At 69.9% G+C, this 25,979-nt stretch carries 21 protein-coding genes; 7 read left to right on the top strand and 14 right to left on the bottom strand.

Features of this window, described 5'->3' with window-relative positions; translation table 11 throughout:
• Positions 1 to 10: 10 nt before the first annotated feature.
• The 6 genes from AOK01_RS16375 to hisD are packed head-to-tail and all read right to left on the bottom strand — an operon-like array spanning position 11 to position 7,137.
• Positions 11 to 1,693, bottom strand: a complete 1,683-nt coding sequence (locus AOK01_RS16375; RefSeq protein WP_055512230.1) for a glycoside hydrolase family 13 protein — start codon at positions 1,691 to 1,693, stop codon at positions 11 to 13.
• Positions 1,690 to 2,559, bottom strand: coding sequence for a nitrilase-related carbon-nitrogen hydrolase (locus tag AOK01_RS16370; RefSeq protein WP_055512228.1), 870 nt, complete (start codon positions 2,557 to 2,559; stop codon positions 1,690 to 1,692). The genes AOK01_RS16375 and AOK01_RS16370 overlap by 4 nt, the downstream gene beginning before the upstream one ends.
• The gene (locus AOK01_RS16365) at positions 2,556 to 3,356 is read right to left on the bottom strand and encodes a carbohydrate ABC transporter permease (RefSeq protein ID WP_055512226.1); all 801 of its coding nucleotides are present in this window, start codon (positions 3,354 to 3,356) and stop codon (positions 2,556 to 2,558) included. The genes AOK01_RS16370 and AOK01_RS16365 overlap by 4 nt, the downstream gene beginning before the upstream one ends.
• Positions 3,353 to 4,405, bottom strand: coding sequence for a carbohydrate ABC transporter permease (locus AOK01_RS16360; RefSeq protein ID WP_055512224.1), 1,053 nt, complete (start codon positions 4,403 to 4,405; stop codon positions 3,353 to 3,355). Before AOK01_RS16360 ends, AOK01_RS16365 begins: the two co-directional genes overlap by 4 nt.
• Positions 4,402 to 5,787, bottom strand: a complete 1,386-nt coding sequence (locus tag AOK01_RS16355; protein WP_079103465.1) for an ABC transporter substrate-binding protein — start codon at positions 5,785 to 5,787, stop codon at positions 4,402 to 4,404. Before AOK01_RS16355 ends, AOK01_RS16360 begins: the two co-directional genes overlap by 4 nt.
• Positions 5,788 to 5,817: 30 nt before the next feature.
• Positions 5,818 to 7,137 (bottom strand): histidinol dehydrogenase, encoded by a 1,320-nt coding sequence (gene hisD / locus AOK01_RS16350; protein WP_055512222.1) that lies wholly within the window; start codon positions 7,135 to 7,137, stop codon positions 5,818 to 5,820.
• Positions 7,138 to 7,235: 98 nt separating this feature from the next.
• Here hisD and AOK01_RS16345 point away from each other — a divergent pair, with 98 nt between their 5' ends.
• Positions 7,236 to 8,162 (top strand): LysR family transcriptional regulator, encoded by a 927-nt coding sequence (locus AOK01_RS16345; RefSeq protein WP_055512220.1) that lies wholly within the window; start codon positions 7,236 to 7,238, stop codon positions 8,160 to 8,162.
• A 70-nt stretch (positions 8,163 to 8,232) separates the two neighbouring features.
• Here AOK01_RS16345 and AOK01_RS16340 read toward each other — a convergent pair whose 3' ends face one another.
• Positions 8,233 to 8,478, bottom strand: a complete 246-nt coding sequence (locus AOK01_RS16340; RefSeq protein ID WP_055512218.1) for a DUF5133 domain-containing protein — start codon at positions 8,476 to 8,478, stop codon at positions 8,233 to 8,235.
• 299 nt (positions 8,479 to 8,777) lie between these two features.
• Between AOK01_RS16340 and AOK01_RS16335 the strand changes: the two genes are divergently transcribed.
• Together AOK01_RS16335 and glpK are read left to right on the top strand one after the other, a co-directional pair.
• Positions 8,778 to 9,626 carry an MIP/aquaporin family protein gene (locus tag AOK01_RS16335; protein ID WP_055512216.1) on the top strand — a complete coding sequence of 283 codons (849 nt, stop codon included), beginning with the start codon at positions 8,778 to 8,780 and terminating at the stop codon, positions 9,624 to 9,626.
• A 27-nt stretch (positions 9,627 to 9,653) separates the two neighbouring features.
• Positions 9,654 to 11,171 carry a glycerol kinase GlpK gene (gene glpK / locus AOK01_RS16330; protein ID WP_055512214.1) on the top strand — a complete coding sequence of 506 codons (1,518 nt, stop codon included), beginning with the start codon at positions 9,654 to 9,656 and terminating at the stop codon, positions 11,169 to 11,171.
• Positions 11,172 to 11,181: 10 nt separating this feature from the next.
• Here glpK and AOK01_RS16325 read toward each other — a convergent pair whose 3' ends face one another.
• The 4 genes from AOK01_RS16325 to AOK01_RS16310 form a co-directional block, all read right to left on the bottom strand.
• Positions 11,182 to 12,642 carry a GH1 family beta-glucosidase gene (locus AOK01_RS16325; RefSeq protein ID WP_055512212.1) on the bottom strand — a complete coding sequence of 487 codons (1,461 nt, stop codon included), beginning with the start codon at positions 12,640 to 12,642 and terminating at the stop codon, positions 11,182 to 11,184.
• A gap of 92 nt (positions 12,643 to 12,734) precedes the next feature.
• The gene (locus tag AOK01_RS16320; protein ID WP_055512211.1) at positions 12,735 to 13,676 is read right to left on the bottom strand and encodes a carbohydrate ABC transporter permease; all 942 of its coding nucleotides are present in this window, start codon (positions 13,674 to 13,676) and stop codon (positions 12,735 to 12,737) included.
• 13 nt (positions 13,677 to 13,689) lie between these two features.
• Positions 13,690 to 14,679, bottom strand: a complete 990-nt coding sequence (locus tag AOK01_RS16315; RefSeq protein WP_055512242.1) for a carbohydrate ABC transporter permease — start codon at positions 14,677 to 14,679, stop codon at positions 13,690 to 13,692.
• Positions 14,680 to 14,795: 116 nt separating this feature from the next.
• A complete protein-coding gene (locus tag AOK01_RS16310) occupies positions 14,796 to 16,109 on the bottom strand; it encodes an ABC transporter substrate-binding protein (RefSeq protein ID WP_055512209.1) in 1,314 nt (437 codons plus the stop codon).
• Between the two features lie 283 nt (positions 16,110 to 16,392).
• Between AOK01_RS16310 and AOK01_RS16305 the strand changes: the two genes are divergently transcribed.
• A complete protein-coding gene (locus tag AOK01_RS16305; protein ID WP_055512207.1) occupies positions 16,393 to 17,409 on the top strand; it encodes a LacI family DNA-binding transcriptional regulator in 1,017 nt (338 codons plus the stop codon).
• Positions 17,410 to 17,503: 94 nt separating this feature from the next.
• Here AOK01_RS16305 and AOK01_RS16300 read toward each other — a convergent pair whose 3' ends face one another.
• A complete protein-coding gene (locus AOK01_RS16300; protein ID WP_055512205.1) occupies positions 17,504 to 18,364 on the bottom strand; it encodes a helix-turn-helix transcriptional regulator in 861 nt (286 codons plus the stop codon).
• A 192-nt stretch (positions 18,365 to 18,556) separates the two neighbouring features.
• Between AOK01_RS16300 and AOK01_RS16295 the strand changes: the two genes are divergently transcribed.
• The 3 genes from AOK01_RS16295 to AOK01_RS16285 all read left to right on the top strand — a co-directional run bounded on the left by AOK01_RS16295 (position 18,557) and on the right by AOK01_RS16285 (position 21,550).
• Entirely contained in the window at positions 18,557 to 19,258 is a 702-nt protein-coding gene (locus AOK01_RS16295; RefSeq protein WP_055512203.1) for a type 1 glutamine amidotransferase domain-containing protein, read from the top strand.
• A gap of 156 nt (positions 19,259 to 19,414) precedes the next feature.
• Positions 19,415 to 20,677 (top strand): MFS transporter, encoded by a 1,263-nt coding sequence (locus AOK01_RS16290; protein WP_079103464.1) that lies wholly within the window; start codon positions 19,415 to 19,417, stop codon positions 20,675 to 20,677.
• Between the two features lie 132 nt (positions 20,678 to 20,809).
• Positions 20,810 to 21,550: an alpha/beta hydrolase gene (locus AOK01_RS16285; protein ID WP_055512200.1), complete on the top strand. Its 741-nt coding sequence runs from the start codon at positions 20,810 to 20,812 to the stop codon at positions 21,548 to 21,550.
• Positions 21,551 to 21,652: 102 nt separating this feature from the next.
• On the opposite strand, the gene AOK01_RS16280 is transcribed toward AOK01_RS16285, so the two are convergent.
• Both AOK01_RS16280 and AOK01_RS16275 read right to left on the bottom strand, forming a co-directional pair.
• A complete protein-coding gene (locus tag AOK01_RS16280; protein ID WP_055512198.1) occupies positions 21,653 to 23,608 on the bottom strand; it encodes an FHA domain-containing protein in 1,956 nt (651 codons plus the stop codon).
• Positions 23,609 to 23,810: 202 nt separating this feature from the next.
• Entirely contained in the window at positions 23,811 to 25,631 is a 1,821-nt protein-coding gene (locus AOK01_RS16275) for a serine/threonine-protein kinase (protein ID WP_055512196.1), read from the bottom strand.
• Positions 25,632 to 25,979: the final 348 nt, after the last annotated feature.

The following is a 25,979-nucleotide window of genomic DNA, read 5'->3' as shown; positions in this document are numbered from 1 at the left end:
GACAAGGCCCCTACCGGAGGGGCTCCCTGGAGAACCAGACCGTCGTGTCCGGAGGTACGTGAGTCGTCACCGGGCCGGACGCGGCCAGGAGACTCGCGGCGGGCGGCAGCGGGACGGGGTGCTGCCCGAAGTTCGTGACGACTTCGACGGCGCCGTTGCGGAAGTGCAGGACGTCCTCGGAAGTGGTCTCCCAAACGAGGGCCCCCTCCCCCAGCCTGTACCGGCGGCGCAGGTTCAGCAGGGTGCGGTACAGCTCCAGCGTCGAGTCCGGGCGCCCGCGTTGTGCGGCCACGGCGTAGGAGCCGTAGTCGGACGGCTGGGGCAGCCAGGTGGTGGCGCGGGTGCTGAAGCCGAAGGCCGGTCCGTCCTCGGTCCACGGCAGGGGCACCCGGCAGCCGTCGCGTCCGCGGATGCGGTGTCCGGACCGTTCCCAGACCGGGTCCTGGCGGGCCTCGTCCGGCAGCCGGGTGGCCTCGGGCAGGCCCAGTTCCTCGCCCTGGTACAGGTAGGCGGACCCGGGCAGCGCGAGCATGAGCGCTGTGGCCGCTCCGGCCCGGCGCAGTCCCAGGGGGCGGTCGGGCTGTGGGTCGTCGGTGCCCACGCCGTGTTCCAGTTCGACCGGTCCGTCGTATCCGAACCGGCTGGCGTGCCGCATCACGTCGTGGTTGGACAGGACCCAGGTGGTGGGTGCGCCGACCGCCCCGTTGGCCGCCAGTGACGCGTCGACGACGCTCCGCAGGCCGGCCGCCTGCCAGGGGGTCTCCAGGAAACGGAAGTTGAAGGCCTGGTGCATCTCGTCGGCGCGGACGATCCGGGCGGCACGCTCCGGAGGCAGCCATGCCTCGGCGCACAGGATGCGCCGGCCGTCGTAGGTGTCGAGGAGCCGGCGCCAGGCGCGGAAGATCTCGTGGATGCCCTCCTGGTCCCACATGGGAGGCATCACGCCGTCGACGGGCTCGATCACGCCGTGGGTCGGACGGGGCCAGTCGGGCAGGCCGGGGGCCTTGACGAGGGCGTCGCAGACGTCGACGCGGAAGCCGTCGGCACCGCGGTCGAGCCAGAACCGCAGCGTCTGCTCGAAGTCCGCCCGCACCGCGGGGTTGTCCCAGTTCCAGTCGGGCTGGGAGGGGTCGAACAGGTGCAGGTACCACTGCCCGGGACGGCCGTCGGCCTCGGTGACCCTGGTCCAGGCGGGCCCTTCGAACATCGACGTCCAGTCGTTGGGCGGCAGGGCGCCGTCCGGTCCGAGGCCGTCGCGGAAGTGGAACAGGGCCCGTTCCTCGCTGCCGGGCCCCGCGGCCAGCGCGGCGCGGAACGCGGCGTGCTCCGCCGAGCAGTGGTTGGGTACGAGGTCGACGATCACGCGGATGTCCAGCGCGTGGGCGCCCGCCAGGAGCGCGTCGAAGTCGGCGAGCGTGCCGTAGCGCGGATCCACCGCGCGGTAGTCGGCCACGTCGTAGCCGCCGTCGCGCTGCGGCGAGGGATAGAAGGGCGAGAGCCACAGGGCGTCGACGCCGAGGTCCGCCAGGTGGTCGAGCCGCCCGGTGACACCAGGCAGGTCACCGGTGCCGTCCCCGTCGCCGTCGGCGAACGAGCGCGGATACACCTGGTAGATGACGGCGGTACGCCACCAGTCGTCGTCGGTGAGCGAGGTCGTCCCGGCGGGTGCGGGCGTGGAGTCGGCTGTCGTCATAGCAGCGGGGTCTCCTGTGCGTAGATGTCGGGCCGGCGGTCGCCGAGCAGGTCGTTGTGCGGGGAGATGGCCTTGTCGCGGGACAGGTTCAGGAAGAGGTCGGCGGTGGTCCGCTGTTCGGCGTCGGTCGCGGTGGCTGTGAGCCTGCCGTACTGGTTGATGACGGCGGTGCCCTGCGTCCAGTGCTGTCCGCGTTCGACGCCGCCGCGGTCCGCGCACGCGATGAACACGCCGTTGGCGCGCGCGGCGGCCTGCGCCTGGATGATCTCCGCCGGATACTGACCGGCCGGCTGGTCGACCAGCGGCCAGTTGGTCGGCACGGCTATCAGGTCCGCGCCGGCCAGGGCGAGCCGGCGGGGCATCTCCGCGAACTCCAGGTCGTAGCAGATCAGTACGCCGATCCGGCCGTGTGCCGTGTCGACCACCGGGGGTGTGCGGTCGCCGGGGGTGAAGAAGAGCGTCTCCCGGTCCCACAGGTGTGTCTTGCGGTAGACGGCCCGCACACCGCTCGCGTCGACCACGGCGGCGCTGTTGTACAGCGTGTCGCCGGCGTCCTGGCAGAAGCCCAGGACGACGACACCGCGCGTACCGGCCAGCACCGCGGTCAGATCGGCGAAGAAGGGGTCCGCGAGGGTGATCGCGGTGCTCCACGCCTCCTCCGAGGTCGCGAACACATAGCCGGAGGTGACCAGTTCGGGAAGGACGACGATGTCGGCCCGGTCCGCCAGGGCGCGCCGGACGGCGGTCAGGGCCAGTTCCTTGTTGTATGCCAGGTCGCCGATGCGCGGAGCCAGTTGCTCGCACACGACACGGGTCACTTCGGTCCTCACGGGCGGTGGACTCGACTGTGGCTTGGAGGCGGTCATTTCACCGCTCCTTCGGTGAGGCCGCTGATCAGGCGCCGCTGCAGGACCGTGTACGCCAGCAGCACCGGAAGGGCGACGAGGACGGCCGCCGCCGCGGTGACGGCGGGGTCGCTGGAGCGGGCCGCTCCGGAGAAGAAGGACAGCGCCAGCGGAACGGTCTGCACCGCCGCGTTGTCCGGGACGAGGATGAGGGCCAGCAGGAACTCGTTCCAGGTGAACAGGAAGAGCACCGTGCCCAGGGTCGTGAGGGCGGGTCCGGCGATGGGCAGCACCACCAGGCGCAGGGTCTGGAACCTGCTCGTACCGTCGATGCGTGCCGCTTCGAGCAGTTCCTGCGGGACCGACGCGAAGAACGACCGCATCCAGAGCACACCCAGCGGGACCGACAGGGCGATCTGCGGCAGGATCAGCGCCCAGTAGGTGTCGATGAGGTGCCAGCCCGCGAGCATCTCGTACAGGGGCAGCACCGTCACCTCGTACGGGAGGACAAGGCCGAGCAGCAGCAGCCCCAGGATGATCCTGCCGCCGGGCACGCGCATGGTGGCCAGCGCGTAGCCGGCCAGGCTCGCGAGGATCACGGTGGCCACGACGACGGTGACGGACACCAGCGCGCTGGACAGCAGGGCGGAGCCGAAACGGCCCTGGGTCCAGGCGGACGAGTAGCTGGACAGGGACAGTCCGCCGGAGGAGCCGTCGAGCGAGGAGACGACGATCGACACCAGGGGGAAGACGGCGACGACGGAGGCGAGGACGAGCAGCGCGTGCGTGGCGACGCTCTCGGTACGGGCGATCCTCATGACTGCGCCTTCTTCCCGGCCGGCCGTGCGAGCCGGCTTCGTTCGAGGCCGCGTCGTGCGAGACCTCTTCGTACGGGGCCGCTTCGTGTGCCGTCGCGCTCCCGCAGCAGGAGCTGTACGGCCACCACGACGAGGAGGATCACCACGGTGAGCACGATGGCCAGGGCGGAGGCCCGGCCCAGCATGCGGTTCTGGAACGCGTCCTGGTAGACGTACAGGCTCGGGACGGTCGTGGAGGTGCCCGGGCCGCCGCGGGTGGTGTTCCAGATGAGGTCGAAGTTGCGCAGCGCGAAGGTGACCGTGAGGATCAGCGCGATCGAGATCTGCGGGCGCAGGGCGGGCAGGGTGATGGAGAAGAACTCGCGCACCGCGCCGGCACCGTCCAGCCGGGCAGCCTCGTAGGTCGACCGGTCGATGGCCACGATGCCGCTGAGGAAGAGCACCATGCACAGGCCGTACTCCACCCAGGTGCCGACCACTCCGATCGAGGGCAGGGCGGTGTCGAAGTTCCCCAGCCAGCTGGTGGCGAACCGGCCCAGGCCCACGGCCCGCAGCACCGCGTTGACCGGGCCGTCCTCGGCGAGCAGGTTCCGCCAGGCGACGGCGACGACGACGCTGGACAGGATCTGCGGCACGAAGAGCACCGCCCTGAACAGGGTCAGTCCGTACACCCGGATACGGGACATGGCGCCGGCGAGCAGCAGTCCCACGGACACCGGCAGGGCGGCGTAGAAGAACAGCAGGAGCAGCGAGTGCAGCAGGGCGGCACGCAGTTGGCTGTCGGTGAAGACGGCCGTGTAGTTGTCCCAGCCGACCGGCGTGCCCACCGTCAGGCCGTCGTACGCGTAGAACGAGTACCAGACGGACACACCGATGGGGTACAGGACGAAGACGCCGAAGAACGCCAGTGCCGGGGCCACGTACAGCAGGGACGACCAGGAGAGGGAGGACAGCGAGGAGGAGAGGCGGCGGTGCGGTCGGCGGGGCCGGCCGGTGTCGGCCGCCCGGTGCGCGGGGCCGCGGTCCCGCGCGGGGGCGACGGTGCTCACTTCGACTCCCTCGCCTTGCGCCAGGTGTCCTGGACGGCCTTCGTGAAGTCGGCGCTGCTCGTGCGGCCGGCCATGACCTCCTGGAGTCCGCCTCCCATCACGGTGAGCATGTCGGTGGCGCTCCAGTCGTAGTAGCCGACCTGGGTGCCCGCGGCGATGGTGCGCTTCAGCGCGTCGAGGGTCTGGCTCTGCAGGCTGTTCGCCGCCCGTACGCCGTCGGTGACGACGGGCAGCCGGCCGGTGTCGAGGATCTTCTGGCCGGCCTCGGGTGTGTGCAGGGCGGCGAGGAAGGCGACCGCGGCGGGGGTGGCCTTGGAGGCGGCGGCGATGTGCCACGGCGAGGCGGTGGCTCCGGCTCCGCCGGTGGTGAGCGCCCCGAAGCCGAACTTCTCGGGGTCGAGCTTGGCGCCGTTCCACGAGCCGCCCACGAAGTAGGCGCCGGAGCCCTTGGCGAACCGGGCGATCGCGTCCTCGTTGCTGAGGCCGTCGTAACCGGAGCCGAAGTAGCCCTTCTTCGCCCAGTCGGCCATGGTGTCGGCGGCCTTCTCGTTGCCGGTGGTGGCGAAGGTCGTGTTCGCCTTGCCGCCGATCCAGTCGCGTATCGCGGTCGGGTCCTGCTCGGTGGCGGCGAGGTCGGAGAAGATGTGGGTGGCGGCGTACTGGTCGCTGTTGCCCAGCATGACGGGCTGTTTGCCGGCCTTCTCGACGACCGGCAGCTGCTTTTCGAGGTCGCTCAGGGACTGCGGCGGTTGCAGGCCGAGGGATTTCAGCAGGGCCTTGTTGTAGTAGATGCCCTGCACCTCGCTGATCGGGGACATCCCGTAGAGGTTGCCGTCGCCGAACGCGGTGCCGGCGCTGTTCCAGCGGGCCGGTGCCAGCGTGCTCGCCCCGGTGCCCGTGAGCCAGCCGTAGGTCGCGGCCACGTCGTCGAGCGGACGGACCAGCTTGGCCTTGACCAGCGCCCCGTCGACCGCGTAGCCGATGTTGCCCTGGAACAGGTCGGGCGGGGTGCTGCCGGAGGCGGCGTTGACGACGGTGGCGACGAGGTCGTCGAAGCTCTTGTAGGTGATGTCGACGGTGACGTTGGGATACTTCTTCTCGAAGGCCGGGACGACCGATTTCATCAGCGGTTTCTCCGCCTGGTCCGCCCACATCCGCAGGGTGACGTCGCCGAGGGCGGCGACCTGTCCGGTGGTGACGGGCTCGGTGACGAAGGACTGGGTCCCGGCGGTGGCGGTCTTCCCCGCCCCGGGCGGACTGCACCCGGCGCAGGCGAGGGCGGCGGCCAGTGCGACGGCCGCGGCGGCGCCCCAGGCGCGCCGGGGCGCTCCCGCTCTCTCGGGACGTACCCCACTACGTGCCTCACGACGTACGGATTTCATCCGGTTGCACCGTTCCTCTGGGGGATGGGGTCAGCCGGCGTAGGAACGCAGGCGGAGGGTGGCCGTGGCCTGGTGGGCCGTCATGCCCTCGCTGGCGGAGATGACCTCCACCGCCTCGGCGAGCAGCGGCGTGGCCTCCCGGGTGACGCGCTGGTAGGTGAGCGGCTTCAGGTAGCGGGAGACGGAAAGGCCCGCGCTGTGCTTGGCGCCGCCTGCGGTCGGGAGGGTGTGGTTCGTGCCGGCCATGCCCTTGTCCGAGTACGCGACCGTGCTCCAGTGGCCGAGGAACACGGAGCCGTAGTTGCGCAGCGTGTCGTGGTACCAGTCGTCCTCTGTCGTCTGCACCTCCAGGTGCTCCGGGGCGAGTTCGTCCATGACCGCGACGGCGTCCTCCCGGCTGCCCACGAGGATCACGGAGCCGAAGTCCCGCCAGGCCGGGCCGCAGATGTCCCGCGTGGACAGGGTCAGGAGCTGGCGCTCGACCGCGGCCAGCACCTCCCGGCCGAGCTTCTCGGAGGTGGTGACCAGGGCGGCCGGCGAGTTGGGGCCGTGCTCGGCCTGCCCCAGCAGGTCCGCCGCGACGGCCTCGGGGTCGGCCGACGCGTCGGCGATGACGGCGACCTCGGAGGGGCCCGCGAGCAGGTCGATCGCGACCGTGCCGAACAGCTGGCGCTTGGCTTCGGCCACATAGGCGTTTCCGGCGCCCACGATCATGTCGACGGGCGGGCGGCCCAGCAGGCCGAAGGCCATGGCCGCGAGCGCCTGCACTCCTCCGACGACGAAGAGGTGGTCGATCCCGGATAGGTGCGCGGCGTAGGTGACGGCGTCGTTGGCCCGCCCGTCCGGCTGGGGAGGAGTGCATCCCACCACCGTCGGAACGCCCGCGACCTTGGCCACTCCCACCGTCATGAAGGCGCTGGCCGTGAGCGGGAAGCGGCCCGCGGGGAGGTAGGCCCCGACGGTGCCGACCGGTATGTAGCGCTGGCCGACCAGCAGGCCGGGGGCGATCTCCTCCTCGAAGTCCGTCAGATGCGCGCGCTGCAGGGCGGCGAAGCGCTGGGTGCGCTCCGCGCCGAGCTCGATCGCCTCCCGCAGGTCCTTCGGCAGCCGTTCGCCGCTGCCGGCGATCTCCGCCGCGCCGAGTTCGATCGCGCCGTCCGACTGGCCGTCGAGGGAACGGGCGAAACCGCGTACGGCGTCCAGGCCGTGCCGCTCGATGTCGGACAGCATGCGGCTGACCGTCTCGATCACCTCGGGGTCGCGCTGAGCTGGCGGAGCATCGACCCCGGGAGCCTTGAGCAGGGTGAACCGGTCGGCGAACGCGTCGGTGATGCGGGAGCTCAGTTTCATGGAGCTGAGCCTGATGGAGGATTTGCCCCTGGACAACCGCGAATCGTCCCAGGCAGTCCATAGGGTGACCCTATGGCAGGCTGGATCCCATGGCACCCATGGGCTCTACCCCGTACCAGCCGCCTCCGGCGACGACCCTGAACCAGTTGCGCGCCTTCCTCGTCGCGGCTCGGCTCGGTACGTTCTCCGCCGCCGCGGTGGAACTACGTACGACGCAGCCCTCGGTCTCGGAACTCGTCAAACGCATGGAGGAGCACTACCGGGTCCCGCTGTTCACCCGCGGCGCGCGCCGGCTCGTCCTGACCTCGGCGGGCGAGGAACTCCTGCCCTACGCCCAGCAGGCGGCGGAGGCGGCCGAGGGCGCCGACCGGGCACTGCGTTCCCTGACCTCGCTCGACGGCGGAGTGGCCACGTTCGGCCTGCTGCGCAACGCCGACTACTACCTCTTGTCCGACCTGCTCGAAACGTTCCACGCCCGCCATCCCCGGGTACGGCTGCGGATCGTGGGCCTCAACTCGGTGGAGGTCGCCGAGGCCGTCACCGCGGGCGACCTGGAGGCCGGTCTGGTCGTCCTGCCCATCGACGCCGAGGGCCTCGACATCACGCCGCTCCTGCGGGACGAGGTCGTCTACGCCTCGGCGGATCCGGGGCGCACCACGCGGCCGATCACCATGACCGACCTCGCCGAGGCGCCTCTGATCCTCTACGACGCCCACTACGGCTGGCGGGACCCGACCCGGCGCCAGCTGGCCGAACGCGCCCAGGTGGAGGGCGTCACCCTGTCCCCGCTCGTCGAGGTCGAGCAGGTCGACTCCGCGCTGCACCTCGTCGCCCGGGGCGCGGGAGACACCATCGTGTCCCGGGCGGTCGCCGGCAGCCGTACGTTCCCCAAGGACCTGCACACCGTGGGTTTCGCCGAACCGCTGTACGACACCATCGCCGCGGTCCAGCGCCAGGGGGCCGTCCTGTCACCCGCCACCCGGGAGATCGCCCGCCTGGCCCGCCGCATGCTGCTGGAACGCTGAACATCTCCGGACTGCGGACTGCGGACTGCGGACTGCGGACTTGCGGGTTGCAGGTCGCCGGCTGCGCCCCTTACGCGGCCAGCGTCTCGTCGTCCCGCACGACGCCCTTGCGGCTGACGCGGTACTGCTCCAGCAGCAGGTCCGCCGCCCGCAGCGCCTGTTCGGCGGTGCGGGAGGCGGTCATGACGCAGAGCGTGTAGGTGACGTCGGCCAGGGCTCGGCCGGTGCGATCGGTGGGACGGGCGTCGTGCTGGATCCGGGCCTCGGCGAACCGGGCCAGTACTGTCCGCAGTTCCTTCTCCGCCGGCACCATCATGGCAATTCCTCCCACAGAGCACAGCTCGCATGTGGGCAGGTGCCACCGCGAGAATCCGGTCGTCAGTGGCGTCGTTGTCACCGCGCGACACCGATACAGCGTCGCGTACATCCCTCAAGTGCCCCGTCTCACAGGGTTCATGCCTGCACAGACATGACATCCGTCACAGGGGCGGACGGTCACCCTCACACCACCGGGGGAGAAATGCCCTGATATGCGCACTTCGCGAAACGGTCTTAGCCTGGCAGGAATCGCGCGGGCAGTCGACGGCCGGTACAGCCGGCGAAGGGTGAGTTCCCATGGCTGAGCGGCACGTACGGTCCGGTCTTGTCGGCGAGTTGTCCGCCGAGTTCGTGGGCACGATGATCCTCATCCTCTTCGGCTGCGCCGTGGTCGCCCAGGTCTCCGCGGGTGGCGCCCTCACGGATCCGGCGGGTGGTCTGGGTGACCACGACAGCATCGCCTGGGCGTGGGGGCTCGGAGTCACCCTCGGTGTCTACGTGGCGGCCAGGCTGAGCGGTGCTCATCTCAATCCAGCGGTGACCGTCGCGCTCGCCGCCTTCAAGGGATTCCCGTGGCGCAAAGTGGCTCCCTACGCGCTGGCCCAGACCGCGGGCGCCTTCGTGGCCGCGCTCCTCGTCCGCTGGAACTACAGCGAGGCGCTGGCCAAGGCCGACCCGGGACACACCGTCAAGACACAGGGCGTGTTCTCCACCCTGCCGGGCAACGGCAACCCCGCTCTTCCGGTCCACGAGTGGGGCGCTTTTCGTGACCAGGTCATCGGCACCGCCATCCTGCTGCTGCTGATCATGGCCATCACGGACATGCTGAACACTCCGCCGGGCGCCAACCTGGCCCCGCTCCTCATCGGCCTGGTCGTGGTCGCGATCGGCATGGCCTGGGGGACGAACGCGGGCTACGCCATCAACCCGGCCCGTGACTTCGGACCGCGGCTGGCCAGCTTCCTCACGGGCTACGGCGGAGCGTGGCGGGATCAGTACGGGAATCTCTACTTCTGGGTGCCGATCATCGCCCCGCTGATCGGCGGCCTGCTCGGCGCCGGCCTGTACAAGGTCCTCATCAGCCGCTTCCTGCCGACCGCGGAAGCCGAGCCGCCCCCGGGACGGGTCCCGAGCTCCGAGGACTGACCACACCGGCCGGAAAGGCGGCACACCATGGCGGACTTCATCGGCGCGGTGGATCAGGGCACCACCAGCACCCGATTCATGATCTTCGATCACGGCGGCAACGAGGTGGCGAGGCACCAGTTGGAGCACGCCCAGATCCTGCCGCGCTCCGGCTGGGTGGAGCACGACCCGGTGGAGATCTGGGAACGGACCAACTCGGTGATACAGAACGCGCTGCGGCACGGGGGCCTGTCGGCAACCGACCTGGTCGCGATCGGTATCACCAACCAGCGCGAGACCACGGTGGTCTGGGATCCGCGCGACGGCCGCCCCTACTACAACGCGATCGTGTGGCAGGACACCCGTACCGACGCGATCGCGTCGGCCCTGGAACGCTCGGGGCAGGGTGACGTCATCCGTCGCAAGGCCGGGCTGCCGCCGGCCACGTACTTCTCGGCCGGAAAGATCCAGTGGATCCTGGAGAACGTCGACGGCGTACGCGAGGCGGCGGAGCGGGGCCATGCCCTGTTCGGCAACACGGACGCGTGGGTCCTGTGGAACCTCACCGGGGGCCCCGACGGCGGCATCCACGCCACCGACGTGACCAACGCCAGCCGCACCATGCTGATGGATCTGGAGACCCTCGACTGGGACGACGAACTGCTGGGCTTCTTCGGCATCCCCCGGGCCATGCTGCCCGCCATCAAGTCCTCGTCGGACGCGGGGGCCTACGGCGTCACGCGCACCTCCCGGCCGCTGCGCGGCGCCGTTCCCATCGCGGGCGTACTCGGCGACCAGCAGGCGGCCACCGTCGGGCAGGTCTGCTTCTCGCCCGGCGAGGCCAAGAACACCTACGGCACGGGCAACTTCCTCGTGCTCAACACCGGCACGGAACTCGTCCGCTCCCGGCACGGTCTGCTCACCACCGTGGCGTACCGGTTCGGTGACGCCCCGGTGGTCTACGCGCTGGAGGGTTCCATCGCGGTGACCGGCTCCGCGGTGCAGTGGCTGCGCGACCAGATGAAGATCATCAAGACCGCCGCCGAGAGCGAGGACCTCGCCCGTACCGTCGACGACAACGGCGGCATGTACTTCGTCCCCGCCTTCTCCGGCCTGTTCGCGCCCTATTGGCGCTCCGACGCCCGCGGGGCGATCGTCGGTCTCGCCCGGTACAACGACAACGCGCACCTGGCACGGGCGACCCTGGAAGCCATCTGCTATCAGAGCCGCGACGTCGTGGAGGCCATGGAACGGGACTCCGGGGTCCACCTCGACGTACTGAAGGTCGACGGCGGAGTCACCGCGAACGACCTCTGCATGCAGATCCAGGCCGACATCCTCGGTGTCCCCGTGAGCCGTCCCGTGGTCGCCGAGACGACCGCGCTCGGCGCCGCCTACGCGGCGGGGCTGGCCATCGGATTCTGGCAGGACACCGACGAACTGCGCACCCATTGGAAGGAGTCGCGACGCTGGAAGCCTCTGTGGTCCGACGACCAGCGCGCGGAAGGCTACGCCGGGTGGCAGAGGGCCGTGGAGCGCACCCTCGACTGGGTGCGCGTCCCCTGACCACGCGAGGTCACCGGTTCTCGCCACCCCCGTCCGGCAACGCGCCGGTGCGGGCCACGTCCGCGTACCACCGTGCGCTGGCCTTGGGGATGCGCCTGCCGGTCGGGTAGTCGACGTAGACGGCGCCGAACCGCTTGCTGTATCCGTAGCCCCACTCGAAGTTGTCCAGCAGGGACCACAGGAAGTAGCCCCGCACGTCGGCGCCGGCCACGATCGCCCGCTGGACGGCCGACAGGTGGCCGTGGAGGTAGGCGATGCGTTCCGGGTCGGCCACCTCTCCCTCCGGGTTGACGTAGTCGTCGAACGCGGCGCCGTTCTCGGTGATCATCAAGGGCGTCGTGGGGAAGTCCGCCGTGAGTCGCATCAGCAGGTCGTACAGACCGCTGGGGTCGACCGCCCAGCCCATCGCGGTGGTACTGCCCGCGGGACGGTGGAAGGCGACCCGGTCGGCGCCGGGCCAGGGGCTGTGCTCGCTCGCCCCGTGGCCGTCGGAGCCGTGGCTCGCCTCGTCGGTGGCGGCGGAGACGAGGGTGGGGGTGTAGTAGTTGACGCCGAGGAAGTCCAGCGGCTGGTGGATCGTGGCGACGTCACCGTCCTGGACGAAGGACCAGTCGCTGAGCCCCGCCGTGTCCTGGAGGAGATCCTGCGGGTACTGGCCTTCCAGGATCGGACCGGTGAAGACACGGTTGGCCAGCGCGTCGATCCGGCGGGCCGCGTCCACGTCCTCGGCGGCCTCGGTCAGCGCCCGGACGTGATGGACGTTGAGTGTGATGGACGTCCGCGCGTGGGAGGGCAGTTCGGCGCGCAGCGCCTGAACCGCCTTGCCGTGGGCGAGGTTGAGGTGGTGCGCCGCGCGCAGGGCCGCGACCGGGTCGGTGCGTCCGGGTGCGTGGACGCCGGAGCCGTATCCGAGGAAGGCACTGCACCAGGGCTCGTTGAGGGTGGTCCAGGTCTTCACCCGGTCGCCCAGCGCACGGGCCGCCAGGGTCGCGTAGTCGGCGAACCGGTCGGTGGTGACGCGCTCCGGCCAGCCGCCCGCGTCCTCCAGGTCCTGCGGCAGGTCCCAGTGGTAGAGCGTGACGACCGGCTCGATGCCCTTCTCCAGCAGCGCGTCGGTCAGGGCACGGTAGAAGTCGAGCCCCTTCTGGACGGCGGGGCCGCGCCCTGTCGGCTGCACCCGCGACCAGGACAGCGAGAACCGGTACGCGCTCACGCCGAGGTCGGCCATGATCGCGACGTCCTCGCGCCAGCGGTGGTAGTGGTCGGTGGCCACGTCACCGGTGTCGCCGTTGCGCACCCTGCCGGCCGTGTGCGAGTAGGTGTCCCAGATGGAAGGGGTGCGTCCGTCCGCGGAGGCGGCACCCTCGATCTGGTAGGCGGCGGTCGCCGTGCCCCAGGTGAATCCCTGCGGGAATCGGATGGCGTCGGTGTGCTCCGGGGCGGGCGCGACACGTCGGGTAACGGTGGTCACGTGAGTCCTTCCAGATGTGCTGAGGGGCGGGAGAGACGAAGCGGGGGTGGCGCAGGCAGGCGGGCCGCGGCTGCGGCGGGACGGTCCGCGGCTCATCCCTTGACCGCTCCCTGCATGATTCCGCCGACGATCTGACGGCCGAAGATGATGAACATGGCGAGCAGGGGCAGCGTGCCGAGCAGGGCGCCCGCCATGATCAGTGACTGGTCGCGCACGTATCCCGCGCTCAGCTGGGTGAGGGCGACGGGCACCGTCGGATTGGTCATGTCGAGCACGATGAACGGCCAGAAGAAGTCGTTCCAGGCGTGCACGAACGTGATCATGAACAGGACGGCCATGGGCGGCCGGGCGATCGGCAGCACGATGCTCCAGAAGATGCGCAGGGAGTGCGCACCGTCCACCCGGCCGGCCTCGACGAGTTCGTCGGGCAGTGCCTCGGTCAGGTACTGCCGCATGAAGAACACGCCGACGGCACTGACGAGCGTGGGGAAGATGACGGCGGGCAGCCGCTGGCCCCAGCCCAGTTCCGTCATCAGCATGAACAGCGGTACGACGCCGAGCTGGGGCGGCACCAGCATCGTGCCGATCACGAGCATGAGCAGGACGTTGCGGCCCTTGAAGCGGAGTTTCGCGAACGCGAAGCCGGCGAGGGTGGCGAACAGCACCGTGGACAGGGCGATCACGCCGGCCACGATCATGCTGTTCAGCATGGCCTTGCCAAGCGCGGCGTCCTGCCAGGCCTTGCCGAGGTTCTCCAGCAGGTGGGGTCCCGGCAGGAACGGCGGAGGCGACTGGGTGACGCGCGTGTTGTCGCTCGACGCCGCCACCATCGTCCAGTAGAGCGGGAAGAGCGAGAACAGCGACGCGATCCCCAGCAGGATGTAGGCGACGGGACCCGCGTGGTGCTGGCGTCCGGCGCCCGGGTGCCGGAACAGCTGCCGGCTCCGTTTACCGCGCGGAGAGTCCTTCCGTTCCTTCTGCGCGGTCCCGGGGCGTGCGTCCGCCGTCTCGACCGGGATGCTGTCTGTGGTCATGGATATCTCCCGGTCAGGCCCTGCGCGCGAGGACGCGCGCGACGAGTCGTTGGACGATGAACACGACGATGAGCAGCAGGAACATCGCCCAGGCGACCGTGGCGGCCCGGCCCATCTGGTAGTTCTTCCAGCCCTCCTCGTACAGCAGCAGTCCCAGCGTCTGGTACTGGTTGTCCGCTCCCCCGGTGATGCCGTTCGGGCCCTGGCCGAAGATCAGGGGCTCGCCGAAGAGCTGGGTGGCGCCGATCGTGGACAGGACGATGGTGAACACGATGGTGGAGCGGATGCCGGGGACGGTGACCTTCAGGAACTGCTGCCACCGCGAGGCGCCGTCGATGGCGGCGGCTTCGTAGCGGTCGCGCGGGATCGCCTGCATCGCCGCGAGGTAGAGCAGGGCGTTGTAGCCGGTCCAGCGCCAGATGACGATCGTGGAGATCGCCGTCTGCGCGGCCCACTTGTTGTTCTCCCAGTCGACGTTGTCGACGCCGAACAGGCTCAGCATCCAGTTGATCATGCCGAAGTCGCGTTCGAAGAGCATCGTGAACACGAGGGCCGCCGCGCCCACCGAGGTGGCGTACGGCGTGAGGGCGGCGACGCGGAAGAACGTGGAGCCACGCAGCTGGTAGTTGAGCAGGTGCGCGAGCCCGAGCGCCATCAGCAACTGGGGCACGGTCGACAGGACACCGATGGTGAACGTGTTGAACAGCGCGTTCCAGAAGCGGTCGTCCTCCCACAGGGCCGTGTAGTTGTCGAAGCCGACCCACTCCATGACGTCGAGGGTCGACAGTTCGACGCGGTGCAGGGAGATCCACGAGGTGTAGATGAGGGGGTAGAAGCTGAAGGCGGCGAAGACGACGAAGAACGGGGCGACGAAGGCGTACGGGGCGCCGCGCACGTCGAGACGGTGCAGCAGCGTACGGCGACGCTGTCGCTCCGTGCCGGTGCCGGACCCGTCCGACGGAGCGGTGCCGGGCGCGCCGTCAGGGGGTGTCGAGGTGGAGATGGCCACCGGAAGGCGTCCTTCCTGGAGGGTGCGGGGGCGGACAGGGGCCCGGCGGCCCACACGAATCCGTGCGTGGGACGCCGGGCGGCTGCGGAGGCGGGCAACGGAGCCCTGGGTCAGCCGGTGGCCTTCTCGATGCGCGTGTTCGTGGTCTTCCATGCGTCGTTCGAGCTCTTGTTCTGCGCCTCGATCAACGTCAGGCCCTGCGAGAAGATGTCCTTGATGGTGCCGTCCTTGCGGCCGAGCACCTGCTCGTCGGGGATCTCCTTGGCCGCGTCTCCGAAGATCTGCCCGATGGGCGCGCCGCTGAAGTAGTCCGACTTGGCGTCGACCACTGCGGGCATCTCCAGCGCGGTCTGCGACGAGGGGAAGTTGCCGATCTCCTTGAAGAGGTAGGCCTGCTGCTCAGGGGCGGTGAGCCAGGCCAGGAGATCCTGCGCCTCCTTCTTGACGGGGCTCTGCTCCATCACGCCGAGGAACGATCCGCCCCAGTTGGCGCCCTGGGGTGCCTTGGCGACGTCCCACTTGCCCTTGTTCTTCGGTCCCGCCTTCTCGCTGATGTGCGCGAGCATCCAGGCCGGGCAGACGGTGGTGGCGAACGTGCTGTTGGCCAGGCCGGGGTCCCAGCCGGGCTGGAACTGCCGGAGCTTGGCGGTCAGATCGGACGTGGCCGCCTCGGAGGCCAGCTTCCACGCGTCCTTCACGACAGGGTTGGTGGCGTAGATCAACTCACCCTTCTTGTCGTAGAACTGCTGGGCGTCGCCGTAGATCATGGCGTTGAACAGCCCGCTGGAGCTGTCCATGAAGGCGACCTTGTCGTCCTTGGACTTCTGCTTGAACTCCTTGCCCGCGTCGACGTACTTCGACCAGTCGCCCTCCCACAGCTTGGCGACCTCGTCGCGGTCGGTGGGCAGGCCGGCCTTCTCGAACATGTCCTTGCGGTAACAGACCGCCATGGGGCCGATGTCGGTCCCCAGGCCGATGACCTTCTTGTCCGAGGTGGTGACCTGGCTCTGCTTCCACGGCAGGAAGTGGTCCGTCCCGGCCAGCCCTGCCAGGTCGACGAACTTGTCCTTCTGCGTGTCGGACAGTTCCTTGGCCCGGCCGATCTCTATGCCCTGGATGTCCTTCAGCCCGCTGCCGGCGGCCAGGTGGGTCTGCAGGGCGGTGTAGTAGGTCTGCTCGTCGCCCGCGACGTCCGCCTTGATGGTGACGTTCGGATGCTCCTTCATGTACTTGTCGAGCAGGCCGGTCTCCTTGAAGCCCATGACGCCGAAGAGCCCCATGGTGATGGTGACCTTGCCGTCCTTCTTGCCCCCGCCGGTCCCCCCGCTGTCACTGCCTCCGCAGCCCACGACCAGACCGAGAGCCGACACAACCGATACGGCGGCCACGGCTCGTGTACGCACATTCCTTCGGGCCTTGCCCATTTCGTCCTCCTAGCGGCGGCGCTGACGCACCGGAGTTCGAGCCCCACGGTCCGCTCCGAAGGCCCGATTCGTCCGGTGGGTACGTTCCCAAACGACGATGGGAACGTGCCCACTCGGTGGCCCGGAGCATGGCCGCCGCGAAAGGCTCCTGTCAAGAAGTTGAAACCACTTCGTTTCCGAAAGATGTCGCACTGTCGCGCTCGGCCCCTTCGGGTGCCGTTCAGGGGTCTGGCACAATGCGCAGGTGAAAGCCGTTGGGGCAGCGCGCGAGCGAGGAGGCGTCATGGTGGGCAGGCAACGCCCGACCATCAAGACCGTGGCCGCGCGCGCCGGCGTCGGACGCACCACGGTTTCACGAGTCATCAACGGCTCGGAGCTCGTCAGCGAGAAGGCCAGGGCCGCCGTGCTCGCCGCCATCGCCGAGCTGAACTACGTACCGAACTCGGTCGCCCGGGGTCTCGTGACCAGCCGGACGAACTCCGTGGCCCTGGTGATCCCCGAGTCGGAGAGCAGGCTGGGCTCCGAGCCGTACTTCTCGGCGGTCATCCGCGGGGTCAGCACCGCCCTCGCGACGACCCGCACGCAGCTCCAGCTGGTACTGGTACGCGACCAGGCCGAGCGGGACCAGCTCACCGAGTCGGTGGCGGAGCGGCGTGTCGACGGCGTCCTGCTGGTCTCGGTGCACGAGCACGACCCGCTGCCGGGGCTGCTGGAGGACATGGGGCTGCCCACGGTGCTCGCCGGGCGCCGCTCCCCCGACGAGTCGCTCAGCCATGTGCACTCCGACAACGCGGGCGGCGCCGAGGCGGCCGTCAGGCACCTGCTCGCCCGGGGCCGGCGGACCATCGCCACGATCAGCGGTCCCCTCGACATGGATGTGGCGCGAAGCCGCCTCCAGGGGTGGCGCGAGGCCCTTGAGAAGGCGGGCCACGAAGCCGGGGAACGCCTGGTGGTCTCGTCCGACTTCACCGAGGAGGGCGGCGGGGCCGCGATGCGTTCACTCCTTGAACAAGTCCCCGACCTCGACGCGGTGTTCGTCGCCTCGGACGTCATGGCGGTGGGCGCGCTGGCGGAGTTGCGCAAGCACGGGCGCAGCGTCCCCGGCGAGGTGGCGGTGGTCGGGTTCGACGACTCCATCATCGCCCGGCACAGCAACCCGCCGCTCACCAGCGTGCGTCAGCCCGTCGAGGACATCGGCAACACGATCGCCCGCATCCTCCTGGAGGAGATCAGCGATCCGGACGAGCCGCGTCAGCACGTCGTCCTTCCCACCGAACTCGTGGTACGCGAATCGTCGTAGAGGTGCCACGCACCCGGCCGGGCCGGGGTACGTCGAACGGCGTCGGCCCGCTCACTCTCGAAGAGCCCGGCCGCCGCGCGGGCAGGACGGGGAGTCAGTTGGCTCGGGGGGACGACGTGAGCGTCCAGCTGGCGAGGAGGTCCAGCGCCTGCTTGGAGGCCGAGCCCGCTTCGGCGGTGTACAGGAAGAGGGCCGTGTCGGGGTCGCCGGGCAGGGCGACGGTCTCGTACTCGACGGTGAGCTCGCCGACCAGGGGGTGCAGGAGCCGTTTTGAGCCATGTGTGCGCTGGTAGACCCGGTGTTCCTCCCACCACCGGTCGAACTCGCTGCTGCGGGTGCGCAGTTCGGTGACGAGGGAGAGTGTGGCCTGGTCGTCGGGGTTGCGGCCGACCTCCAGGCGCAGGCTCTCCACCGCGACGCGGGCCTGCGTCTCCCAGTTGACGAACAGGGAGCGGGTCTCGGGCGCGAGGAACATCCACCGCGCGTAGTTGCGCTGCGGCGGCGGCATGGCGTCGAAGTCGGTGAAGAGTGCCTTCGCCATCCGGTTGGCGGCCAGCACGTCGGTACGGCGCCCCAGCGCGAGCGCGGGCACCCCGTCCAGCGAGTCGAAGAGCTGGTACAGCCCCGGGCGCAGCCGCTGTACGTCGGCGGGCCGTCTCCGGGCAGGTCCGGTTCTGCTGCCGATGAGGTCCTTGAGGTGTGCCTGACCCGCCACGTCGAGGCCGAGTGCCCGGCCGATGGCTTCGACCACGGCCGGGGAGGGGACGATGCGCCGTCCCTGTTCCAGGCGGGCGTAGTAGTCGGTGGAGACCCCCGCCAGAAGGGCGACCTCCTCCCGTCTGAGGCCGGGGACACGGCGGACACGGCCGTCGGGCGGCAGTCCGGCACGTGACGGATCACTCTGGCTGCGTGCGCGTTTGAGGAAGTCCGCCAGTTCACGGTTGTTCTGTGCCATGTGTCCAGTGTGACCGACGGCGACCGGCCGGACCTGGGTCTGTGCGTCCTAGGTTGCCGGGGCCTAGGCAGCGCAGGGCCGATCATGACGGCCGCGAGGGGGTTGTCCCGGGCCAGGCTTGAGTCATCCCGGCCGGGCCTCACCTCAGTGCCAAGAAACGCCCACCTCACACGAAGAAAGAGGACCACACCCATGAGCAGGATCCTGATCGTCATGTCCTCCGCCGACCTCTGGGAGCGCAACGACGGATCGCAGTACCCCACCGGCTACTGGGCCGAGGAGCTCGCCGCGCCGCACGAGAGGTTCGTCCGAGCCGGGTACGAGGTCGACTTCGCCTCTCCCGGGGGCGTACTGCAGCCCCTGGACCAGCACAGCGCCGACCCGGAGATCGCCGGCGAGGACTGCGCCCGGCACGTCGCCCACGCCCAGCGGGCCCTGGACGACTTCGGTCCGCTCCTGAAGCTGAGCGAGATCACCGCCGACAGCTACGACGCGATCGTGCTGCCCGGGGGGCATGGCCCCGTCGTCGACCTCTACCAGGACAGTGACCTCGGCCGTCTGCTGGCGGACGCCGACCGCCAGGGCAAGATCATCGGAGCTGTCTGCCACGGCCCGGCGGGGCTCCTCAGCGCGACCGACACCGAAGGCAACTGGACCTTCGCCGGACGCCGGATGGCCGCCTTCACCGATGAGGAGGAGCGCCTCTTCGGCACCGCGGACAACGCCCCCTGGCTGCTCGCCGGCACCCTTCGGGAGAAGGGCGCCCGCCATGAACAGGGCGAGCCCTACCAGGCGTTCACCATCCGCGACGACAACCTCGTCACCGGCCAGAACCCCGCCTCCAGCGCCCCCATGGCCGACGCCGTCGTGGACGCGCTGAAGGCCCGGGCCTGACACACGGGCGACGCCGCGCACACGGCCGCCGGAGCCCTCTCCTGCGGGGTGTCGACCGCCTCCCTCGCCCGGGACCCGGTCGGCACCCCGTCCTCGCCGCATCCCCGACCGGCGTGATCCGCGATCCCCCGGTACGCCTCACGCACGGAGCCACGCATGCCTCTCACACCGACCCACCACAGCTCTGGTCCCAGGGGAAAGAAGCAGCGAGCACCCGTGCGCAGCGCGGAAGACACACCGACTGTCAGTTCGGTCCGGTGGGTGTGGCTGGCTGCCGTCCCCATCGTTTCGCTGTTCGTCCTGTCCAACGCCGCGACGGTGCTGTATGCCGTGTGGCAGCGGGACATGGGGTTTTCGCAGTCCACCCTGACGTGGATCTTCGCCATCTACATCGTGGGACTCCTGGCGTCGCTGCTGATCGCCGGCCCGGTCTCCGACCGGATCGGCCGCAAGCCGGTCCTCCTGCCGGCTCTCGCCCTGTCCGTCGCCGGCTGTGTGATCCTCCTCTTCGCCTCTTCCGTGCCCGCCCTGCTCGCGGCGCGTCTCATGACGGGGGTCGCCGTCGGTGCCGTCGTCTCGTGCGGCATGGCCGCGGTCGCGGACATCGCCGGACCGCACCGCAGAAGACTGGCGGCCCTTCTGTCGTCCTCCGCGATGGTCTTCGGATCCGGTCTGGGTCCCCTCTTCGCAGGCCTCGTCGCGAACACGGCACCGGATCCAGTCACGCCGGTCTTCGGGACCGTGCTGGTCCTGCTCCTGGCCTCACTCCTGATCGTCACCAGAATGCCCCTCAAGCCCCAGCCCCGCCGCGAGGGCCCTCTCATCCGACTGCCTTCCGTGCCACGCGAGCAGCTGATCCATCTCGTGCTCGGCATCTCCGTGTTCGCGCCCGGACTTTCCGGAGGGTCTTTCTTCCTTTCGCTCGGCCCTTCTCTCCTTTACGAAATGGACCGGGAAACCAGCACGGCGACGGCCGGATCACTGGTCTTCGCCGCCTTCACCGCAGCGACACTGGTCCAGTTCGCGGCCCGGCGCACCAGCCTGCCGAGAATCCTGACAGGCGGGTCTCTGAGCACAGTCGCGGGAATGGCAGCCCTTTATGCGGCGGCCTCGGAAAATTCCCCGTTGCTCCTTTTCGTCGCTGCAGTTCTCATCGGCGCCGGACAAGGTGCGGGACAGTTCGCCGGGTTCACCCTGCTCAACACCGCGGTCCCCGCTCACCGCCTGGCGGCGGCCAACTCGTCTCTCAGCGTGGGCGCGTATCTGCCTGCCGCGATGCTGTCACTCACCGCGGGTGTCATCAGCGACGCCGCCGGTGTCGCGTTCAGTGCCATGGCGCTGGCCGTCGGGCTGGCGATCACAGCGGCGGCCGGCGCCCTCGGGATCGCTCTCATACGCGACCGGCTCCCGCGAATCTGACAGGCCGACCGCGTCTCTCGCGATGCCCCTGACAGTCAACGGTTACCAGTAGGTACCTATCGGCTCAGTAACGTCTGTCTCATGCAGCGCGGCTGTATCGAGTTATTGAGAACCCGTGAAAGGGAAAACCCCATGAGCAATCCGAATACGACGACATACGTGCTCGTCCACGGTGCCTGGCACAGTAGCCAGGCATGGGATCGGGTGGTCCCCTTGCTGGCCCGGGCCGGACATCGTGTATTCGCTCCGTCGCTGACCGGCCACGGCGAAAAGGCTCATCTGCTCAGCCCCGAAGTGGGGCTCGACACGCATGTCGCGGACGTCGTCGATCTCCTCGTCGAGGAAGACCTCACCGACGTGGTCCTTGTCGGACACAGCTACGCCGGCCTGGTCATCTCGTCGGTGGCCAACCAGGTCCCGGACCGCGTGGCCGACCTGGTCTATGTCGACGCGATGGTCCCGACCGACGGCGAGACCGCGATCGACGTCATGCCCGTGACCCAGTTCCTGATCGACCAGGCGCGCGGCTCCGAGTCTCCCTGGCGCATTCCCCCGTTGCCCGAAGACCCAGCCGCCGGGAACCTGTTCGGGGTCACCGACCCGGCGGACATCGCGTGGCTGCGCACGATGCTGTCGGACGAGTCGGTGCGCTGCTTCCAGGAGCCGGCCCGACTCGACAACCTCGCGGTGGACGCGATCCCCCGGACGCACATCCTCTGCGTCGGCAGCGAGCCGGAAGGCCTCGTCCGGCGAGCCGTTCCCGCGACCCAGCCCAACGGCACTCCGGCCCAGGTGTGGGAGTTGCGGAGTGGCCATGACTGCATGATCACCGTGCCGGCCGAACTCACCGAGCTCCTGCTCAAGATCGGCTGACTCGGCTGACTCGGCCGCCGGACGACTCCCTCACCAAACAGCTCCGTAGCGGGACGGCTCCCCCACCGGCAGAAGACCGCCGTCCCACCGACAGCGGTTCCCTCAGGCCGGGTTGAGGGGTGCGGGTTCCTGGGGGCCGGGCCCGGCGCCGGCGACCCGTGGGTCCCTGGGGCGGGGGGCGTAGATGGGCGCGTCGGCCCCGTAGAAGAGGTCGATGTCGGCCTCCTCCCCGCCGACGATCAGCGTGTCCCACGCACCGCTCTCCTGGAGCGTCCGCAGGGTCGTCGGCGCGAGCGTGGCGAGGTGGTGGCGCAGTTCCTCGTCGGTGGGCAGTCCGGACAGGCGGGTCGCGAGGCGCTCGCGTATCGCGACCATGCGCTCCAGCAGCGACTCCAGGTCGGGCTGCTCCGCCTCGGGACCGGCGGCCGGGGCCTGGGGCCCGGCCTGGACCTCCTCCATGCTGCGGGCGATGACGTCCTTGATGGCGCGGGTGACACCCTGCTCGTCGGTGGTGACCATGGCGTTCCACGCACGGCTCTTGTGCCGGTACTGCAGCATGGACATCGCCGCCTCGTGCCGGATGAAGTCGGCGTCGCGCAACGGCCGGCCCTGCCAGGTGCGGCTGAGCGAGCGGGCCAGGGACACGGCGGAGGCCAGGCCGCTGTTGAGCCCGCGCCCCGGCCAGAAGTGGATGGCGTTGGCCGCGTCGCCCAGCAGGAAGCCGTACGTTCCCGGGCTCGCCGCGGTCGAGCGGCTGAGCTGCGCCGTGAACCGGGGGCGCTGCACCATGTCCAGCCGGAACGAGGTGATGGCGCTGAGGTCGTCCTCCGCCACACCGAACAGCCGCAGGCCCTCCTGGATCCGCTTCCACAGCGCCGAGCCGCGCAGCAGGGCGGGCAGGAAGAGGGTGCCGTGGGTGGGACAGACGAACTCGTTGTCCTCGTGGCGGCTCATGACGCAGGGGCGTGCGGCGATGCACTCCTCGAAGACCTGCCGGACCGGATCGATACCGACCACGGCCTTGATCTCTTCCCGGGTGAGCCGCATGTTCAGGAAGCCCTCGCCACGAAGCGAGTTGAGCAGGAACCTGTTCTGCGACACGGTCAGCAGGACGCTCATCTGGTCCGTGAGGGGCGACTTGACCCGCAGGCCGAGGACCACGTCCTGGAGGTGTTCGCCGTCGAGGGAGTAGATGGAGGCGTCGGCCGCGCCGAAGCGGTCGCCGTAGTGTTCGCGGGTGCGGGACCGTCCGCCGTCGCAGATCGCCAGGACGTGTTCCTGGGTGAGCCGGTGCTCGTGCTCCGACGCGTCGAAGCGTTTGGGTATCAGCCGGATCGCCGACTTGCTGTTGGCCAGCGCCAGCAGCCGGTCCTCGACGTAGGCGATCCGGATGTTGCGGGGCGGCCTGCCGTCGACGGAGTCGGGTCCGACGGGCCACATCTCGGAGAACTGGCCCGCGTCGAACAGCGCGGACTGCATCTCCTCGGTCAGGGCGAGGTACTGCCGGCTCTGCACGGTGACGACCTGCTGACGGCGGACGTTCCCCTGCGTCTCGTCCTTCCAGACGACCGCGGAGCCGGCCTTGGCCCAGCGTCCCTCGTACACGGAGATGAGCACGCGTCCCTGCAGCGCGTTCTCCAGCATCAGGGCGAAGGCGAGACCGACCGGACCCCCGCCGGCGATCGTGACGCGCAGCGCGCTGGGGTTCGCCAGGGCCGTGGGGCGCGGCAGGTCGAGCTGGGAGAGGTCCATGACCGTCTCCAGGGCTTCCTGCGTCTCGAACAGGAAGGTCTCGTCGCCGATCCGGATGACGTCGCCCGGGGCCAGCACATGCCGGGTCACCCGTTGTTCGTTGACGTAGGTGCCGTTCCTGCTGTTCCGGTCGTGGAGGACGAACGTGTCGTCCTCCACGACGATCTCGGCGTGCAGCCGGGAGGCGCTGGTGCTGAGGATGATCACATCGTTGTCGCTCTTGCGCCCGAACCGTAGGGAAGCGGTGCCCAGCACCACACTCTGACCACTGAAGGGACCCGTGCGTCCCACGATGACCGACGACACTCAAACTCCTTGGAGACGTGCCCCGGCACCGGGCGAGGACCGCGCAAGCGGTCGATCCGGTACGAGGGCGAACTGGACCATCACGGACACGGAAACCGGGTCCGATGGGCACACCGGGTTCTTGATCGCAGAACAGCGGGGTCCGTGTCGGGCCGGTCGGCGGACGCGGAACACCGAGGGGTCAGGGCCACCGCCCCGCCCCTCACTCGCAGGTCAGCGTGAACGGCACCGTGTCGGAGATGGTCTGCTGCGACGACTTGATCTCCACGCCCATCGCACTCGACAGCGTCCCCCCTTGCGCGTACGTCGTCACGCGGATCGTCTCCTGGTGGGTGCGGGGGCCGCCTTCCGAGAACGACAGCGCCCGCCAGGCCCGGTCGACGACCGACCCCTCCGCGGACACCCATCGGTAGGTGAACCGCACGGGCAGCTCCGTCACCTCGAAGGTGGCCGTGAACGCGGGAGCCTGTCCCTGCTCCGGCGGGCAGCTCCCGGCGTACGTCGTGTTCGTCCCGGTGACCGACACCGTCACGGGCGGCGGCTCCCCGGCGCCCGATTCGTTCTGGGCCTGCGGTGCGGGTGAACTCGTCCCCGCGGCGGGGTCCTTGGCGTCCGCCCCGTCATCGTCCCCGGTGCGCGTCAGGGCGTAACCCAGCCCGCCCAGAAGCAGCACGGACACGGTCGCCAGCGCCACCAGCATGTTCCTCGTGCGCCGGCTGCGCTGCGGCTGAGGGGACGTGGGCGTCCCGGCGGTGACCGGCGGCGCGGACACCGTCGGGAGAGAGGACGCCGGCGGAACCTGCGGGGGCGCGGGGGGTGTTGCCGGGCGGGCCGGGGCCGAGGCCGAGAGCGCGGGGGTCCCGGCGATGTCCGGCACGGTCATGTCCGGCGCCGGGGACTGCGATGACACGGGGAGCGTGCCGCCGGTCGCCGTCACCGAGGTGTCGGACGAGGTCCGCACAGGGACGGTGGGTGTGCTGGTGATCTCCGTCGCCCTGACGTCGGTCGCCGTGATGTCCGTCGCCGTGATGTCCGCAGCCGTGATGTCCGTACCCCTGATGTCCGTCGCCGTGGTGCCGAGGGACGCGGGCTGTACCGAAGGGCGTTCGTCACCGGTCTGCGCGGAGACAGTGGTCGTCGGTGCCGTGCCGGTCTCCGTGGAGTCGGCGTCGGGCGTACCGCCGGCGGCTATGAGCCGCAGGTCCCGCGCCGTCTGTTCGGCGGTGGCCCGCTCGGCGGGGTCCTTGCGCAGGAGGCCGTCGATGACCGCTGCCAGCGGGCCGGCCCGGTGCGGGAGGGGCGGTGCGTCGTCGACCACGGCGCGCAGGGTGCCCAGGGCGCTGTCCTGCCGGAAGGGCGAACGGCCCTGGACGGCCGTGTAGAGCAGGACGCCGAGGGACCACAGGTCTGTCGCCGGGCCCAGGGGGCGGCCCAACGCCTGTTCCGGCGCGAGGTATTCGGGGGAACCGACGACCTCGCCGGTCATGGTGAGCGCGGTGTCGCCAAGGACCATGGCGATGCCGAAGTCGCTGAGGATCACTCTGTCGTCGTCGGCGAGCAGGACGTTGGCCGGTTTCACGTCGCGGTGCAGCACCTCGGCGTCGTGCGCGGCGCGCAGCGCGCCCAGTACCTCGGCTCCGATCCGCGCGGCCTCCTGCGGGCTCAACGCCCCCTGGGTCCCCAGCAGGTCGGCGAGCGAGCGGCCCCGGACGAGTTCCATCACGATCCAGGGACGGCCGCCGTCGGTGACCACGTCATGCACGGTGATCACACTGGGGGCGGCGATACGAGCCGCGGCCCACGCCTCCCGTTCCAGCCGGGTGTACATGCGCTGGATCTTGTCGGCGGACAGTCCGGAGGGAGCCCGTACCTCCTTGATGGCGACCTCGCGGCGCAGCACCTCGTCGCGAGCGCGCCACACCGTTCCCATGCCACCCTCCCCGAGCGTGGACAGCAGCCGGTAGCGATCAGCGACCAGCCGCTCAGGGCTCTCGTCCGGGGACCCTGTGTCCTGGTGGTGCATCGGGGTGATTCTCCCTTGTCCTCTGCCTGAACGTGAGCGCCCCGGACGTGGGTCCGTGACGATCTACATCCCTCGCCACCCTGGTGTTCACGGTCATCAACTACACGTAAGAAAAGGGTCGTTCGGTTGCCGCAGTCTATCCTTGACGCCGGTCTCCATCGGACAGCAACAGTCGCATCTTGTCCACATCTGTCAGATGTGCCCGACGACCCCCGCCCCCCTGACACTGCCTCGGCCGCGGACAGCCGTCACCGGCCCACTGGACGAGTGAGCCGGTGACGTTCGGCAAGGACCTGCTGGACGGCTGCTCGGGCCGGCATCGGCCGGCACGGGGGAGGTGGCGCGGGG

This window comes from Streptomyces aurantiacus (genome assembly GCF_001418335.1).
Classification (GTDB): Bacteria; Actinomycetota; Actinomycetes; order Streptomycetales; family Streptomycetaceae; genus Streptomyces; species Streptomyces aurantiacus.
The sequence above is the reverse complement of the archived record's forward strand: the minus strand, read 5'-3'. Positions and strand labels throughout refer to the sequence as shown.